The following is a 15928-nucleotide window of genomic DNA, read 5'->3' on the forward strand; positions in this document are numbered from 1 at the left end:
CCCTGTTTCGCCTCAATATTTCGTCCGACGCGGCAATCCGAGTACACGGACGGTTTCGAGGTGGCCCCGACTGCGCGGATCGACGAACACGTCGTGGCCCTCACCAGTGACGATGATCAATTCCGCCGACTGACCGGCGGCCGATGCCCGGCGAACATAGTCCTGGCTGATCTCGACCGGGAGAGAAGTGTCGAGGTCACCGTGGATGGCCACCACGTGGGCGGGAAACGGTGGCTGATCCACCGGTGAGGCGTCGGCGTAGAGCTGGGGCGCCTGCGCGATCGAGGCCCCCATGAGTGCCCGCAGCGATGGCCTGGCCGGACGATCACCGAAGCACAGGTCCAGCGCCGCGGCCTGAGCGATGACGGTTCCGACCGCGGCCCGCTTCGTCTTCGCCCCCAAGCGGGACACCGCCCAGACGGCCAGCTGCCCGCCTGCGGAATGACCGATCACGCTGACCTCCGACCAGGCCACCCGGCCGGCGATGTCCTCCGGCAGGGAATGTCGGACGGGCCCGTCGAGGGCCGAGAGTGCGGCGATCACGTCGTTGCCGGTGCGCGGCCACCCGCCGCCGTCCTCCCCCACCCTGCGGTACTCGATGTTCCAGACGACCGCCCCGCGGTCGGCGAGGTCCCTGGCGATGGCGGACTCGATCGTCAGGGCGAACTCGGTACTCCAATACCCGCCGTGCACCAACACGATGAGCGGCACCGGTCCGTCAGCAGGGGCGGGCGGGAGGTAGAGATGCCCGAACTGCGAGTTACGTTCGCCGTAAGCGATTTTGATGCGTTTCACGGCGCCCGCCAGCCTGGCCCGACGTCCCACCTGGATGTCAGTGCGCCGATCGCCCCCAGGGCCACGGCCCCCGCACTGGAGGTACGCAACACCTCGGGACCGAGCAGGACCGAGGTCGCGCCGACCGCGGTCAGAGCTGCGATCTCCGAATCGTCCAGTCCACCTTCCGGTCCGATCACCAGCATGATCTCGGTCGCCGTCGCCAATGGGAGTGCGGACAAACTCGTCGCCGCAGCCTCATGGAGGACAGCGACCACACCTCCGCCGCCGATCACGGAGTGCGCTCGCGCGGCAACGTCTTTGGTGGTGGCAAGCGGTGAGATGTCGGGGATGTAGGCGCGTCGGCTCTGTTTGGCTGCCGCCCTGGCGGCGAGCTGCCACTTGGCGACGCCTTTATCTGCCTTGGGACCAACCCATTTCGACACACAGCGCGCACTCTGCCACGGCACGATCGCGTCGACACCCGCCTCGGTGGCGAGCTCGACCGCCAGCTCTGAACGCTCCGACTTCGGCAGTGCCTGCACGATCGTCACGGCCGGTTTCGGCATCGGGGTCACCACGACCTCGAGAACCCTGGCCTCGAGTGAGCTCTTCCCAGCGGTGTGGACCACTTCGCAAAGCCCAGCGGTACCGGCACCGTCGGAGACGATGATCCGTTCTCCCGCAACGAGTCTGGTCACCGTCACCGCGTGCCGACCCTCGTCCCCGTCCAGTTGCACCGATGAATCCGCACCGGGAACCGCGTCGACCCAGAACACCGGTGGGCTCATCGACAGTGGTCAGCGCCCGGCGAAGGCGTTACGCAGCCGCGAGAACAGTCCACCGGTGTTGGACGATCCTGCGGTCACCAACTCGATCTGTTCGCCGACCGCGAGCTTCTGATACTCCTTGAGTTTCGCCACCTGCTGGGCGTCGAGGCGCGTCGGCACGACAACGTCGAGATGCACGTGCAGCGCCCCTCGGACCCCGGTGTGCAGATGCGGCATGCCCTGCCCACGCACCTTGGCGATCTGACCGGGCTGCGTGCCCGGGTCGATCGTGACGTTGGTGGACCCTCCGAGGATGGTGTCGATGTCGATCGATCCGCCGAGCGCAGCGTCGACCAAGGGAACCCGGACCGTGCAATGCAGGTCGTCACCATCTCGGACGAAGACCGGGTGCTGTTTCTCCGCCACCTCGACGTAGAGGTCGCCGGCGGCACCGCCACCAGGGCCGACCTCACCCTGACCGACCAGGCGCACCCGCATGCCTTCACCGACGCCGGCGGGGATCTTCACCGTCAGCGTGCGCTCGGACCGCACGCGTCCGTCACCACCACATTTGTGGCAGGGATCCGGAATGGTCTCACCCGCACCGTTGCAGGTCGGGCACGGGCGCGAGGTCATGACCTGACCGAGGAACGACCGCTGGACCGATTGGATCTCGCCTGCACCCTTACAGGTGCTGCAGGTCACCGGCTTGCTGTTGCCGTTGGTTCCCTTACCCGTGCACACGTCACACAGGACCGCGGTGTCCACGCGGACCTCTTTGCTGACGCCCGCGGCACATTCGTCGAGATCGAGCTTCATGCGCAGCAGCGCGTCCGAGCCGGGTTGTACACGACCCCGGGGTCCTCTGCTGCCTCCGCCGGCCCCACCGAAGAATGCCTCGAAGACGTCTCCGAGGCCGCCGGTGCGACCGCCGTTGCCGAACCCACCGAACCCGCCGGCGCCGGCCGATTCCAGCGGATCCCCGCCGGCGTCGACGATGCGGCGTTTGTCCGGGTCTGTCAGCACCTCATATGCGGCCGACACATCCTGGAATCTGGTCTGGGCAGACTCGTCAGGGTTGACGTCGGGATGCAGTTCGCGGGCGAGCTTGCGGTAAGCGCGTTTGATCTCCTGATCGCTCGCGCCCCTGTCCACCCCAAGAATCCCGTAGTAATCACGTGCCACGGCGGTGTGTTGTCCGTTCTCTCTTCGTAAGCGTTTTGTGTTTCTGCGGCGTACGTGCGGCTCTGCACGTCACCGGTCGGCCAGGACCTCGCCGACATATCTGGCAACGGCGGCGACCGAGGCAATCGTTCCCGGATAGTCCATTCGGGTCGGGCCGAGTACCCCGAGACCACCGAATACTGTTCCCGAGGCACCGTACCCGGTGGAAACCACCGCGGTTCCCCGCAGGTTCTCTTCGCGGGTCTCCTCGCCGATCTGCACCGTGACGGTCCCGGAGTTCTGGGTGGCGGCCAACAGTTTGAGGACCACCACCTGCTCCTCGAGGGCTTCGAGCACCGAGCCCATCGCACCGGCCATGGGCGCGAAGTCCGCGGCGGCCCTGGTCAGATTCGAGGTGCCACCGAGCACGAGGCGGTCGGCCGACCGCTCGACGAGCGTCTCGACCAAGACGGTCGCGACCCGGATGAACGGCTGCCGGAGGTCTTCGGGAGCCTGGTTCGCCAGCTCTGCCACCGCGTGCGACGCGACCTCGAGGCGCTGACCGTTCAGCGCTGCCGAGAACATGTCGCGCAACCGTGCGATGTCGTTGTCGCCGAGGTCAGCGCCCAATTCGACCATGCGTTGCTCGACGCGCCCGGTGTCGGTGATGACCACCAGGAGCAGCCGGGACGGGGTCAGCGCGACGACCTCGAGATGCCGCACCGCCGACGACGAGAGCACCGGATACTGAATCACGGCGACCTGCCGGGTCAGCTGCGCAAGCAGTTGCACCGAGCGGCGGAGGACATCGTCGAGATCGACACCGGAGTCGAGGAAGCTGAGGATCGCCCGGCGTTCGACCTGCGAGATCGGCTTGACCTCACTGATCCGGTCGACGAACAGTCGATACCCCTTGTCGGTGGGAACCCGACCCGAGCTCGTGTGCGGCTGTGTGATGTATCCCTCGGCCTCGAGCACCGCCATGTCGTTGCGGACTGTGGCACTGGACACGCCGAGATGGTGACGTTCTACGAGAGCTTTCGATCCGATCGGCTCCTGGGTCGCCACGTAATCGGTGACGATCGCGCGCAAGACCTCGAAGCGACGTTCATCAGTGCTCGACATGAGCAGTTCACCTCCAACCCTCAGTGTTGATCCAGTCTACGGCGACCCCGAACGGATACGGTGAACCGGTGATCTTCAAAGGTGTCCGCGATGGCAAGCCGTACCCGGACCATCAGCTGTCGATCCGCGACTGGGCCAAGATCCCGCCGCGGCAACTGCGACTCGACCAACTGATCACCGTCACCACGGTGCTGGCTCTGGACAAGCTCCTCTCCGAGGACTCGACGTTCTACGGCGACCTGTTCGCGCACGCGGTGCGCTGGAACGGCGACATGTACCTCGAAGACGGTCTCCACCGAGCCGTCCGTTCTGCGCTGCGTAACCGGCACGTCATCCACGCCCGGTTGCTCGACCTCGACAACATGTCCGCCCTCACGCAACAGAGCGCGTCACCGGCGCTTCCGGCCGACGATTTCGCTACCCCGCCAACAGGTTTCGAACCACCCCATCGGCGAGCAGACGACCACGGCTGGACAGAACCAGGGACTGTCCGACGAGTTCGGTGAGCCCATCGGCGATGGTCTGTCTGGCGCGCCCCTGCTCGGCGGCGTCGAGTTCATCCCAGGGCAGGCCGGTGGAGCGGCGCAAGGTCAGCATCACGCGTTCGGTGTGCTGATCGTCTGTGGTCAACTCTTCGGTGCCGGCGACCGGTAGCTCGCCCGCTGCGACCGCCGCGGCATATTTCGCCGGGTGCTTGTGATTCCACCAGCGGATACCGGCAACATGTGAATGCGCTCCCGGGCCCGCGCCCCACCAGTCCGCGCTGTCCCAGTAGCCGAGATTGTGGCGGCACAGAGCGTCGGGAACGGCGGCACTGGCCCAGTTCGACACCTCATACCACTGCATGCCGGCCGCGGTGAGGGCTGCGTCGATCATCTCGTAGCGCGAGGCCAGTACGTCGTCGTCCGGCGCCGGTAGCTCGCCGCGGCGGACCTTGCGGGCCAACGCCGTGCCGTCCTCGACGATCAGCGCGTAGGCGGACACATGGTCCACTCCGGCCGCCAGGACCGCATCGAGTGATGCGCGGAGATCCTCGTCCCGCTCCCCCGGCGTTCCGTAGATGAGATCGAGGTTCACGTGCTCGATGCCTGCGGCACGTGCCTCGAGGGCCGCGGCCACCGCCCGGCCCGGGGTGTGCGTGCGGTCGAGGACCTTGAGCACGTGACTCGCGGCCGACTGCATTCCCAGGGAGACGCGGGTGAAACCGCTCGCGGCGATCCCCTCGAAAAACTCCGGTGATGTCGACTCCGGATTCGATTCGGTGGTGATCTCGGCGCCCGGCGCGATGTCGAAGTACCGCCGCACCGAGGTCAGGACCTCGCCGAGCCCCTCGGCGCCCAGCAGCGACGGGGTGCCGCCGCCGACGAAGATCGTGGACACCGGACGCACGGGCACCAATTGGCGCGCCGCCATGGCCAGCTCACCGTCGAGCGCGGTCAGCCACTGGTCGGTCGACGCAGCCGAGCCGAGTTCGCCGGCCGTATAGGTGTTGAAGTCGCAGTATCCACAGCGCGTCGCGCAGAACGGGACGTGAATGTAGAGCCCGAGAGGCGTCGCGGTGTGCGATCGCGGGATCAGAATGTTCGACATCGTGGTTCGATCATCCCAGCAGAGCCGTTCGCAACGCCAAATGCGCCGGCCGCGATCGACCGGGGGTCAGTGATGACAGTGTCCAGCGGGGCGAATACGAAGATCGAATGGCCGAAGCGGCTTCTCGTGCTGACGTCGCTGCGATCGCTCGCCACGGTCGTCGTGTATCTCGTGGCGTACTTCGCGCTGCCGTGGAAGTCCTTCGACGACTGGGCGGGATTGGCCATCGTGGTGGCGTTTCTCGGGGTTGCCCTGCTGACCGCGGTGTGGCAGATCGGTCAGATCATGCGGTCGGCCACGCCTGCGGTCAAGGCCATCGAGGCATTGGCGATCATCGCGCCGATCTACCTGCTCGCGTTCTCCCTCGGGTACTACATGCTCTCGATCAACGACCCGGCTCAGTTCAATGAGCCGCTGTCGCGGATGAGCTCGCTGTACTTCACGATCTCGGTGTTCGCGACCGTCGGTTTCGGCGACATCACCGCCTCGGTCGACCTGTCGCGCGCGGTGGTGACCGTGCAGATGGTGCTCAACCTGATCGTGGTGGGCGTAGGGATCAAGATCATCCTGGCCGCGGTGAAGTGGGGGCGCGACCTCAAGAAGTCACAAACTCCACCGCCCGGGGAATGAGCCTCACAGCGTGGTTGTTGGAAATGCAAAGACCAGCCGGCAAAGCACTTCGACTCGCCATGAGTCGAACTAAGCCCAAGTAGACGCATCAAGGGAGGCCGTGGCACTATGGGCGACGTGACTTCTCAAGGGGTGTGGCTCGCGATGCGGCGGCACATTGATCTCAAGCGCGCATGCAGCGCGCTGTGTCTTAACTAGTCCGTACGTTCCTTAGCGACCCGCAGCCCGGGTTCGCGCAGGTCTGACCACGTACGACTTCCGCCCTCCCCTTAAATCCATTTGCAGGATCCCGGGTGCCATCGGCACTTGTTCGCGGCTGCCCCGGGTCCGCCAGACAGGAGCATCCATGACGTCGACTGCCGACGCCCCCGGGAAACCGGCCAAGCGCGCACGACCCGCGAAACGGCGCGCAGAAGGGCAGTGGGCTCTCGGATATCGCGAGCCGCTCAACGCCAACGAGCAGGCCAAGAAGGACGACAATCCGCTCAACGTCCGGGCCCGGATCGAGAACATCTACTCCAAGCAGGGTTTCGACTCCATCGACAAGGGCGATCTGCGCGGCCGGATGCGCTGGTGGGGGCTCTACACGCAGCGCGCCGAGGGTTACGACGGCACGTGGACCGGCGACGACAACCTCGACATCCTCGAGGCCCGGCACTTCATGATGCGGGTCCGCTGCGACGGCGGCGCCCTGAGCACCGAGCAGCTCCGCACGGTCGGGCAACTGTCCACCGAGTTCGCCCGCGACACCGCTGATCTGTCCGATCGCGAGAACGTCCAGTACCACTGGATCAACATCGAGAACGTCCCCGAGATCTTCGAACGTCTAGAGGCCGTCGGGCTCAAGACCACCGAGGCGTGCGGCGACTGCCCCCGCATCATCCTCGGCTCACCGCTGGCCGGAGAAGCCACCGACGAGGTCCTCGACCCCACCCCCGCGATCGACGAGATCGTCCGCCGGTACATCGGCGACCCGAAGTACTCCAATCTCCCCCGCAAGTTCAAGACGGCGATCTCCGGGCTGCAGGACGTTGCGCACGAGATCAACGACGTCGCCTTCATCGGTGTCAACCACCCCGAACATGGTCCGGGCCTGGATCTCTGGGTCGGCGGCGGATTGTCGACCAACCCGATGCTCGCGCAACGGGTCGGCGCCTGGATCCCCCTCGATGAGGTCCCCGACGTGTGGGAGGCCGTCGTTTCGGTCTTCCGCGACTACGGTTACCGCCGGTTGCGCACCAAGGCGCGCCTGAAGTTCCTGATCAAGGACTGGGGCATCGAGAAGTTCCGTCAGGTGCTCGAAGACGAGTACCTCGGCCGCAAACTGGTCGACGGTCCCGCCCCGATCCCGCTGACGGCGCCGCGCGATCACATCGGTGTCCAGAAGCTCAAGAGCGGACTGAACTCCGTCGGGTTCGCCGCGATCGCAGGCCGTGTCTCCGGGACGAAGCTGACTGCGGTGGCAGACGCCGCCGAGCGTGCGGGCTCGAATCGGATCCGCTTCACCCCGTACCAGAAGCTGGTTGTCCTCGACGTTCCCGACGACAAGGTCGAGCAGCTCATCGAGGAGATCGCCCCGCACGGACTCGAGGCCCGGCCCTCGCCGTGGCGCCGGAACCTGATGGCCTGCTCCGGGATCGAGTTCTGCAAGCTCTCGTTCACCGAGACCCGTAAGCGGTCGCAGGTATTGGTGCCCGAGCTCGAGAAGCGGCTTGCCGACGTCAACGAGCAACTCGACGTGCCGATCACCGTGAACATCAACGGCTGCCCCAACTCGTGTGCCCGCGCACAGATCGCCGACATCGGCTTCAAAGGGATGTTGGTCGAGGACGGCGACGGCAATACCGTCGACGGCTTCCAGGTCCACCTCGGTGGCAGCCTCGGACAAGACTCGGCTTTCGGCCGAAAGTTGCGCCAGCACAAGGTGCTCTCGGGCGAGATCGGCGACTACATGGACCGCGTGGTCCGGAACTTCATCAAAGAACGGAACGAAGGCGAACGGTTTGCCGAATGGGCGGTTCGCGCCGATGAGGAGGAATTGCGATGAGTACCGCTATTCGCGACGAGGCGAAATTGCGTGACCTGGCCGAACAGGGTGCGGCTCAACTCGGGCCGGACGCATCGGCGCAGGATCTGTTGCGGTGGACCGCCGACACGTTCGGCAGCGACTTCATCGTCGCGTCGAACATGCAGGATGCCGTGCTCATCGACGTCGCGGCCGCGGCGATCGACTCCGAGCAACTCGGAGGGGACAAGCTCAAGGTGCTGTTCCTCGACACGGGATATCACTTCGCCGAAACCCTCGGCACGCGCGACGCCGTCGAGCATGTCTACGGCGTCGAGATCGTGAACGCGAAAGCCGAACAGTCTGTCGCGCAACAGGATGCCACCGTCGGTCGCAATCTGTTCGCCACCAATCCCGGAGAGTGCTGCCGCCTGCGTAAGGTGGTGCCGCTCAAGCGTGAGCTGTCCGGCTACCAGGCCTGGGTCAGCGGTATCCGCCGGGTGGAGTCGCCCACCCGCGCCAACGCACCGCTGATCTCCTTCGACGACGCCTTCGGACTGGTGAAGATCAATCCGCTCGCGGCGTGGTCGGACGAGCAGTTCCAGGAGTACATCGACGCCAACGGCGTCCTGGTCAATCCCCTTGTCGATGAGGGCTACCCCTCCATCGGCTGCGCGCCGTGCACCAGCAAGCCGGTGGAAGGCGCCGATCCTCGAAGCGGCCGTTGGGCCGGTCTTGCCAAAACAGAATGCGGGTTGCACGCCTCATGACCGTTGAACAGAGCACCGATCTGCTGCCGGTGGACACAGACGACGAGTTCACCACCCTCGACGCACTCGAGTCCGAGGCCATCCACATCTTCCGCGAGGTCGCCGGCGAGTTCGAGCGCCCCGTGATCCTCTTCTCGGGCGGTAAGGACTCCACCGTGCTGCTGCACGTGGCGCTGAAGGCGTTCTGGCCCGCGCCACTGCCCTTCGCCTTGCTGCACGTCGACACCGGACACAACCTGCCCGAGGTGCTGGAGTTCCGCGACGCCGTCGTCGAGCGCCACAACCTACGGCTACATGTCGCGAAGGTCGAGGACTACCTCGCCGACGGGCGTTTGTCGGAACGTCCCGACGGCATCCGCAATCCGTTGCAGACCGTGCCTCTTCTCGACGGGATCACCGAGAACCGTTTCGATGCGGTGTTCGGTGGTGCCCGCCGCGACGAGGAACGCTCTCGCGCCAAGGAGCGGATCTTCTCCCTACGCAACGCGTTCGGCCAGTGGGACCCCAAACGTCAGCGGCCCGAACTGTGGAACCTCTACAACGGCAAGCACGCACCGGGCGAGCATGTCCGCGTCTTCCCGCTGTCGAACTGGACCGAGCTCGACGTGTGGCGGTACATCGCCCGCGAACAGGTGCTCCTTCCCTCCATCTACTACGCGCATGAGCGGCCCGTCTACTCGCGCGACGGTATGTGGATGACCCCCGGCCCCTGGGGTGGTCCCGCCGAAGGCGAAGAGCTGAAGACCCTTTCGGTGCGTTACCGCACCGTGGGCGACGGATCGACCACCGGAGCCGTGCTGTCCGATGCCATCGACAACGAGATGGTGCTGGCCGAGGTCGCCGCATCCCGCCTGACCGAGCGCGGCGCCACCCGCGGCGACGACCGGGTGTCCGAGGCTGCCATGGAAGACCGTAAACGCGAAGGCTATTTCTGATGAATCATGCTCCGGATCTACTGCGTCTGGCCACTGCGGGCAGCGTCGACGACGGCAAGTCCACCCTGGTGGGTCGGCTGCTCTACGACACCAAGTCTGTGCTCGCCGACCAGATCGACGCGGTCACCCGTGCCTCCGTCGACCGGGGGCTGGATCAGCCTGACCTGTCTCTTCTGGTCGACGGCCTGCGCGCCGAGCGTGAACAGGGCATCACCATCGACGTCGCCTACCGGTACTTCGCTACGCCGACAAGGTCTTTCGTACTCGCCGACACTCCCGGACACGTGCAGTACACCCGCAACACCGTCTCGGGGGCATCGACCGCCGGGCTGGTGATCCTGCTCGTCGACGCACGTAAGGGTGTCATCTCCCAGACCCGTCGCCACGCCGCGGTGATGGCGTTGCTCGGCGTCCCGCGTCTCGTGCTCGCGGTCAACAAGATCGACCTCGTCGATGATCCCGAGAAGGTCTTCGGCGAGATCCGTACCGAGTTCACCGACATGACCACCTCGCTCGGGTGGAGTGCCGACCGGGTCGTGTCCATCCCGGTGTCCGCTCTGCACGGTGACAACGTCGCGATCCGCTCCGAGAACACCCCGTTCTACGACGGTCCAACACTCATCGAACACCTCGAATCGGTTCCGGCCAGCGAAGATCGCAAGCCGGTCGGCTTCCGCTTCCCCGTCCAGTACGTGATCCGTCCCCGCACCGCCGAGTACCCGGACTACCGCGGTTACGCCGGTCAGGTCGCTGCCGGCCGGGTCACCGTCGGCGACGAGGTCGTCGTATTGCCCTCGGGTACGCACACCACGGTCGAGCGCATCGACACCGCTGACGGATCTCTGCAGTCGGCACACACCGGCCGCAGCATCACCGTGGTCCTCGCCGATGACGTCGATGTCTCCCGCGGCGACGTGATCGCAGCGGTCGCCGATGCGCCCGAACCGATCTCACAGTTCAGTGCCACCGTCTGCTGGCTCGGCGACAAGCCGCTGCGCCCCGGTGCACGGCTGCTGCTGAAGCACGGCGCCCGCACCACGCAAGCCATCGTCGGAGGACTCGAGGTCTTGTTCGACGAGCAGGAACTGGTGCTGCGTGACGCGCCGGACGCGTTGGAGCTGAACCAGATCGGCCGCATCTCGGTCCAGACCGCGCAACCGGTCAGCGCTGACGATTACAACACCAATCGTGAGACCGGTAGCTTCCTGCTGATCGATCCGCAGGGCGGCAACACCCTCGGGGCCGGACTCGTGGGTGATGCACTGTCGTCGCTGCACCTGAAAGAACTTGTGTGACAACACTTGTCCTCGCCGCTCACGGGAGCCGTGATCCGCGGTTCGCGGTGACCGTCGAGCGCATCGCGACGGCGGTCGGTGAGCAACTCGCCGGCGTCGACGTGCGCCTGGCATATCTGGACCTCAACAGCCCGACGGTGCATCAGGTGCTCGCCGATTGCGAAGGCGACGTCGTGGTAGCTCCCCTATTGCTGTCGGCCGCGTTCCACAGCAAGGTCGACCTGCCTGCGATCATCGATCAGGCCTGCAGGGCGAACCCGGCGATCAGCGTCCGACAGACGCCGACGCTGGGTAGCGACCCCCGCCTGATCGGCGCCTTGGCCGACCGACTCGATGAGGTCGGACTGCGGCCCACCGATGGGGTGCTCTTCACCGCCGTGGGCTCGAGTGATGACGCCGCGGACGGCGGAGTCCACCAACGCGCAGCCGAACTCGCTGCTGCACTGGGCAATCCGCTTGTGCAGACAGTCTTCGCCACCCGATTGGGCGCGGACAACGGCAACCTGCGCGCAGCCGTTCGCCGCTTGCGGCGCGGTGGGGCACGGCGCATCGTCGTGAGCCCGTACTTTTTGTCGGCAGGCCTGTTGACCGAACGCGTCGACGCCGCCGTCGATGCGCTCGCCCCGGGGGCACAGATCGCCGGTCCCCTTGGCGCACATCCGCAGCTGGTGGATGTCGTGTGCGACCGCTACCGCGCGGCTGTTCACGCCGTGGTCTGACAGAACGCCCTTTTCTACGCGGGTCCGTCGGACTGATGCGTCCGATCGCGAAAGATACTGTGCACGCCGGTCAGCGCCTGGAGGTCGCGGAAGTTCACTCGGTGGCGTCCGCCGCCTTGGCCATTGACTTCTCGGTTGTCGTTGCCGGGCTCGTATCGTTGAGATCAGGGTCGTTCGGGGCGGTGGGATGAGCGGGCAGATAGATCAGGGTGAGCACCGCCGCGACGGCTGTCACCACTCCCGCGACCACGCAACCGGTGGTGAAGCCGTCAACAAAACTCAGGCGTGCGGTGTCGGCGAGGCGCGCCCCCACGTCGGCGCCGAGTTGGCCGAGCATCGCGGCGGCCTGGTCCGACGCAGCAAGTGCCGCTCCCACCGACTCGCGCGCCGGTTCCTGCAGCTGCTCGGGAAGTGACTCGGTGTGCAGGTGGTCGCGATACACCGACAGCGCCACCGACCCGATGACCGCCACTCCCAAAGTTCCACCCAGTTCGCGGGTGGCATCGTTCACCGCCGAGCCCATGCCTGCCTTCTCCGGCGACACGACACCCATGATCGCTTCCGTTGCAGGCGTACTCGTCAGTCCGATACCCGCACCGAGTAACACCATCTGTCCGACGATGCTCCAATATCCGGTGTCGACGGACAGCGTCGACGCCCACCCGAAGGCCGCGCTGAGCGACACCAGACCCAACGCGACAACCACCTTCGAGCCGATGAACACCGCTAGGCGCGGACCGAGGATCGATGCGACCGCGATCGACCCGGCGACGGGCAACATCCGTATGCCGGTTTCGAGCGCCCCATAGTCACGGACGGACTGAAAGTACTGCGTCACCAGGAAGATGAAGCCGAAGAGCGCGAAGAATGCACTCGTGACTGCACCACTCGCGGCGGTGAAGCGCAGGTTCGTGAACAGTCGCACGTCGAGCATCGGGTGCTCCACGCGAATCTCGTGCAGCACGAACACGATCATGACCAGTGCGGCGACCGCGAACCCGACCAGCGTTGGGATTGACCCCCACCCGCGATCAGGCGCCTCGATGATGGAGTAGACCAGGGTCCCGAGCGCAACGGTCGACAACACCAGCCCCACATAGTCCAGCGGCGGGGTCGCCGGGTCGCGGGAATCGGGCACGAACCGCAATGCGAACAGCAGCGTCACCGCTGCGGCCGCGCCGTTGAACACGAGAATCGAACCCCACCAAAACGATTCGAGCAGCGCGCCACCGACCACCGGTCCCACCGCGACGGACAGGCCCGTGGCAGCGCCCCACAGGCCCAGCGCTTTGACTCGCTCTGAGCGGTCGGTGAACACGTTGGCCAGGATCGACAGGGTCACCGGATACACCATCGCTGCTGCAACGCCTGCCACCGCGCGCCACGCGATGAGTCCCGTGGAACCGCTGCTCAGCGCCCCTCCCACCGACGCGATCAAGAACACGCCGAGTCCGATGAGCAGCATCGGCCGGCGGCCGAAGCGGTCGCTCAGCGAACCGCCTGCCAGCACCAGAGCCGCGAACGCCAAGTTGAATGCGTCGACAATCCACAGCAGATCCCGTGTCGACGCCCCGATCTCGGTGGCCAGCGTCGGCAGCGCGATATTGATGATCGTCGTCGAGACGTTCACGACGAATACCGCCATACAGAGCGTGATGAGCACAGCAGTCTTGTTCACGGACCCGGTTGTCGACCGGCGAAACATTAGCATAATGAAGTTATAGCACGGCGTCAGGTTGTTTCGCGCCGCCTCCAACGTCGTGATACCTCAGCAAGAGGCGCTTCACCGGCAGTGTGAAACCATGACCTGGTGGCAGGCGCACAGGAGCAACAGGAACCAGCAGCAGGCCAAACAGTGCGCGAACGCCTCATCCGCTCGACCGTCACCCTGCTGGCCGAGTCCGGCCCCGAGCAACTCAAGGTCCGGACCATCACCGATGCCGCCGGGGTCTCCACCATCGCCGTCTACCACCACTTCGGTGGACTGAAGGAGTTACTGCAAAACGTAGTGGCGCAAGGATACTCAGAGCTGGCGGCCGTCCTGACGGCCGCAGCCCAGGCCGATCCGGACCCCGGGGTGCAGTTGTACGCCATGGCCCTGTCCACACGCAGCATGGCGCAAAGCAACGCCCACCTCTACGACATGATGTTCGGGTTGTCGACGCGAGGTACCTATCGATACGTCGAATCCCCCGTCCAGAACACAGCACGCGGATTCGCCGTCGCATACGCCGTACTCGCCGACGCCTGCGAAAGATTGCTGCAGTCCGGACGGGTCTCGGTCACCGACAGCAACCAGATCGCGGCCGAACTATGGAGCGCAGTACACGGTTTCGTCACCCTCGAGATGGCCGGCCACTTCGACCACTTCGCCGATCCCGTGTCCATGGTGCTGCGGCCCATGGCTGTCAACCACTTCGTCGGTATGGGCGACGAACGCGCTCGCGCCGAATCAAGCGCCGACCGAGCCATGCTGTGGTGGTCACAGCAGTAGTGCGAGGTGGTTCATGGTGGAGGATGAGCTCGGACGAACGACTACGAGCCAACGCGCGATCCAAGATTTGCACCCCATATCTACCTCATGAACGGTGCCCCATGTGTCCCATAGACGGCGATGCCCAAGGGGCCAGCTGGTCGCGCGATTTTTGGCGGATATTAGAAGAGCAGTGAGACAGATCGCTGGAATCTTGGGTCAGCTCTACCGTCACCCAAAGGGTCCGGGCATGACTACGAGCCAAGCAAGCGCTTGGTAGGATTCGTGAAAGTCGGGCACTTTTCAGAGCCCGCAGTCAGCAGAGGTGATATCGCCTCAGTTCAAGGGAGTTTTCATGCCAGAGGCCGTCATCGTCGCCACCGCCCGCTCACCGATCGGCCGAGCCGGTAAGGGCTCACTCAAAGATGTCCGTCCGGACGAATTGGCCCGTCAGATGGTCGAAGCCGTGCTGAACAAGATCCCCGAACTCGACCGCGCCGACATCGACGACCTCCACCTCGGGTCCGGACAGCCCGGCGGCCAAGCCGGCTTCAACATCGCCCGCTCCGTCGCCGTCCAGGTCGGCCTCGACCACGTCCCCGGCGTCACCGTCAACCGCTACTGTTCTTCGTCACTGCAGACCACCCGCATGGCCATGCACGCCATCCGCGCCGGCGAAGGCGACGTCTTCATCTCCGGCGGCGTCGAATCCGTCTCCAGCTTCGGAACCGGCAACGCCGACGGCTGGCCCAACACCAAGAACCCACTGTTCGCCGACGCCATGGCCCGCACCGCCAAGGCCGCCGAAGGCGGCGCCGGCACGTGGTCCGACCCCCGCGAGCAGGGCCTGCTCCCCGACGTCTACATCCCCATGGGCGAAACCGCCGAAAACGTCGCCTCCTTCACCGGCATCTCCCGCGAAGACCAGGACCACTGGGGCGTGCGCAGCCAGAACCGCGCCGAAGAGGCCATCAAATCAGGCTTCTTCGCCCGTGAGATCGAACCGATCACCCTGGCCGACGGCACTGTCGTCGACACCGACGACGGCCCCCGCGCAGGCACCACCTACGACAAGATCAGCCAACTCAAACCAGTCTTCCGCCCCGACGGCACCGTCACCGCCGGCAACGCCTGCCCCCTCAACGACGGCGCTGCCGCACTGGTCATCATGAGCGACACCAAAGCCAAAGCCCTCGGACTCACCCCGCTGGCACGTATCGTGGCCACCGCCGCGACCGGCCTGTCCCCCGAGATCATGGGCCTGGGCCCCATCGAAGCCGTCCGCAAAGCCCTCAAATACGCCGGCCTGTCCATCGCCGACATCGACCTGTTCGAGATCAACGAAGCCTTCGCCGTCCAGGTCCTCGGATCAGCCAACGAACTCGGCATCGACCACGACAAACTCAACATCTCCGGCGGCGCTATCGCCCTGGGCCACCCGTTCGGCATGACCGGAGCCCGCATCACCGCAACGCTGCTCAACAACCTCACCACCCAGGACAAGACCCTCGGCGTCGAAACCATGTGCGTCGGTGGCGGTCAGGGCATGGCCATGGTGCTCGAGCGCCTGAGCTGAACCTGACCCCAATCAAAAGAGCCCGCGACCAGATGGTCGCGGGCTCTTTTGGTGGAATCGCTAGTCCGAGTTGAAGTAACTCAGCAGGCGCAGGATCTCGAC

At 65.5% G+C, this 15928-nt stretch carries 15 protein-coding genes; 9 read left to right on the forward strand and 6 right to left on the reverse strand.

Annotation, left to right across the window (positions count from 1 at the left end; translation table 11 throughout):
- Positions 1–12: 12 nt before the first annotated feature.
- The 4 genes from BH683_RS05945 to hrcA all read right to left on the reverse strand — a co-directional run bounded on the left by BH683_RS05945 (position 13) and on the right by hrcA (position 3833).
- Positions 13–795 carry an alpha/beta hydrolase gene (locus BH683_RS05945; RefSeq protein WP_084835368.1) on the reverse strand — a complete coding sequence of 261 codons (783 nt, stop codon included), beginning with the start codon at positions 793–795 and terminating at the stop codon, positions 13–15.
- Complete coding sequence (locus BH683_RS05950) at positions 792–1565, reverse strand: 16S rRNA (uracil(1498)-N(3))-methyltransferase (protein WP_084835346.1); 774 nt, start codon at positions 1563–1565, stop codon at positions 792–794. Before BH683_RS05950 ends, BH683_RS05945 begins: the two co-directional genes overlap by 4 nt.
- Positions 1566–1574: 9 nt before the next feature.
- Positions 1575–2729: a molecular chaperone DnaJ gene (gene dnaJ / locus BH683_RS05955; protein ID WP_084835347.1), complete on the reverse strand. Its 1155-nt coding sequence runs from the start codon at positions 2727–2729 to the stop codon at positions 1575–1577.
- 69 nt (positions 2730–2798) lie between these two features.
- Positions 2799–3833: a heat-inducible transcriptional repressor HrcA gene (gene hrcA / locus BH683_RS05960; protein WP_084835348.1), complete on the reverse strand. Its 1035-nt coding sequence runs from the start codon at positions 3831–3833 to the stop codon at positions 2799–2801.
- 68 nt (positions 3834–3901) lie between these two features.
- Here hrcA and BH683_RS05965 point away from each other — a divergent pair, with 68 nt between their 5' ends.
- Complete coding sequence (locus tag BH683_RS05965; protein ID WP_246833210.1) at positions 3902–4339, forward strand: type II toxin-antitoxin system VapB family antitoxin; 438 nt, start codon at positions 3902–3904, stop codon at positions 4337–4339.
- On the opposite strand, the gene hemW is transcribed toward BH683_RS05965, so the two are convergent.
- The gene (gene hemW / locus BH683_RS05970) at positions 4251–5423 is read right to left on the reverse strand and encodes a radical SAM family heme chaperone HemW (RefSeq protein WP_084835349.1); all 1173 of its coding nucleotides are present in this window, start codon (positions 5421–5423) and stop codon (positions 4251–4253) included. The genes BH683_RS05965 and hemW overlap by 89 nt on opposite strands.
- A gap of 72 nt (positions 5424–5495) precedes the next feature.
- Here hemW and BH683_RS05975 point away from each other — a divergent pair, with 72 nt between their 5' ends.
- The 6 genes from BH683_RS05975 to BH683_RS06000 all read left to right on the forward strand — a co-directional run bounded on the left by BH683_RS05975 (position 5496) and on the right by BH683_RS06000 (position 11777).
- Entirely contained in the window at positions 5496–6053 is a 558-nt protein-coding gene (locus BH683_RS05975) for a potassium channel family protein (RefSeq protein ID WP_084835350.1), read from the forward strand.
- A 346-nt stretch (positions 6054–6399) separates the two neighbouring features.
- A complete protein-coding gene (locus tag BH683_RS05980) occupies positions 6400–8100 on the forward strand; it encodes a nitrite/sulfite reductase (RefSeq protein ID WP_094647277.1) in 1701 nt (566 codons plus the stop codon).
- On the forward strand, positions 8097–8828 hold the full coding sequence (locus tag BH683_RS05985) for a phosphoadenylyl-sulfate reductase (protein ID WP_084835352.1): 732 nt from the start codon (positions 8097–8099) through the stop codon (positions 8826–8828). Before BH683_RS05980 ends, BH683_RS05985 begins: the two co-directional genes overlap by 4 nt.
- Positions 8825–9763: a sulfate adenylyltransferase subunit CysD gene (gene cysD / locus BH683_RS05990; protein ID WP_084835369.1), complete on the forward strand. Its 939-nt coding sequence runs from the start codon at positions 8825–8827 to the stop codon at positions 9761–9763. Before BH683_RS05985 ends, cysD begins: the two co-directional genes overlap by 4 nt.
- Positions 9763–11058, forward strand: coding sequence for a GTP-binding protein (locus tag BH683_RS05995; RefSeq protein ID WP_084835353.1), 1296 nt, complete (start codon positions 9763–9765; stop codon positions 11056–11058). The genes cysD and BH683_RS05995 overlap by 1 nt, the downstream gene beginning before the upstream one ends.
- Positions 11055–11777, forward strand: a complete 723-nt coding sequence (locus tag BH683_RS06000; RefSeq protein ID WP_084835354.1) for a sirohydrochlorin chelatase — start codon at positions 11055–11057, stop codon at positions 11775–11777. The genes BH683_RS05995 and BH683_RS06000 overlap by 4 nt, the downstream gene beginning before the upstream one ends.
- Before the next feature lie 94 nt (positions 11778–11871).
- Here the strand turns inward: BH683_RS06000 and BH683_RS06005 are convergent, their stop codons facing one another.
- On the reverse strand, positions 11872–13455 hold the full coding sequence (locus BH683_RS06005; RefSeq protein WP_246833211.1) for an MFS transporter: 1584 nt from the start codon (positions 13453–13455) through the stop codon (positions 11872–11874).
- A gap of 132 nt (positions 13456–13587) precedes the next feature.
- Between BH683_RS06005 and BH683_RS06010 the strand changes: the two genes are divergently transcribed.
- Complete coding sequence (locus BH683_RS06010) at positions 13588–14271, forward strand: TetR/AcrR family transcriptional regulator (protein ID WP_084835356.1); 684 nt, start codon at positions 13588–13590, stop codon at positions 14269–14271.
- 334 nt (positions 14272–14605) lie between these two features.
- Positions 14606–15826 carry an acetyl-CoA C-acetyltransferase gene (locus BH683_RS06015; RefSeq protein ID WP_084834498.1) on the forward strand — a complete coding sequence of 407 codons (1221 nt, stop codon included), beginning with the start codon at positions 14606–14608 and terminating at the stop codon, positions 15824–15826.
- Positions 15827–15928 lie beyond the last annotated feature (102 nt).

The sequence above is a fragment of the Williamsia sp. 1138 genome (assembly GCF_002095435.2).
In the GTDB taxonomy this organism is placed as follows: domain Bacteria; phylum Actinomycetota; class Actinomycetes; order Mycobacteriales; family Mycobacteriaceae; genus Williamsia.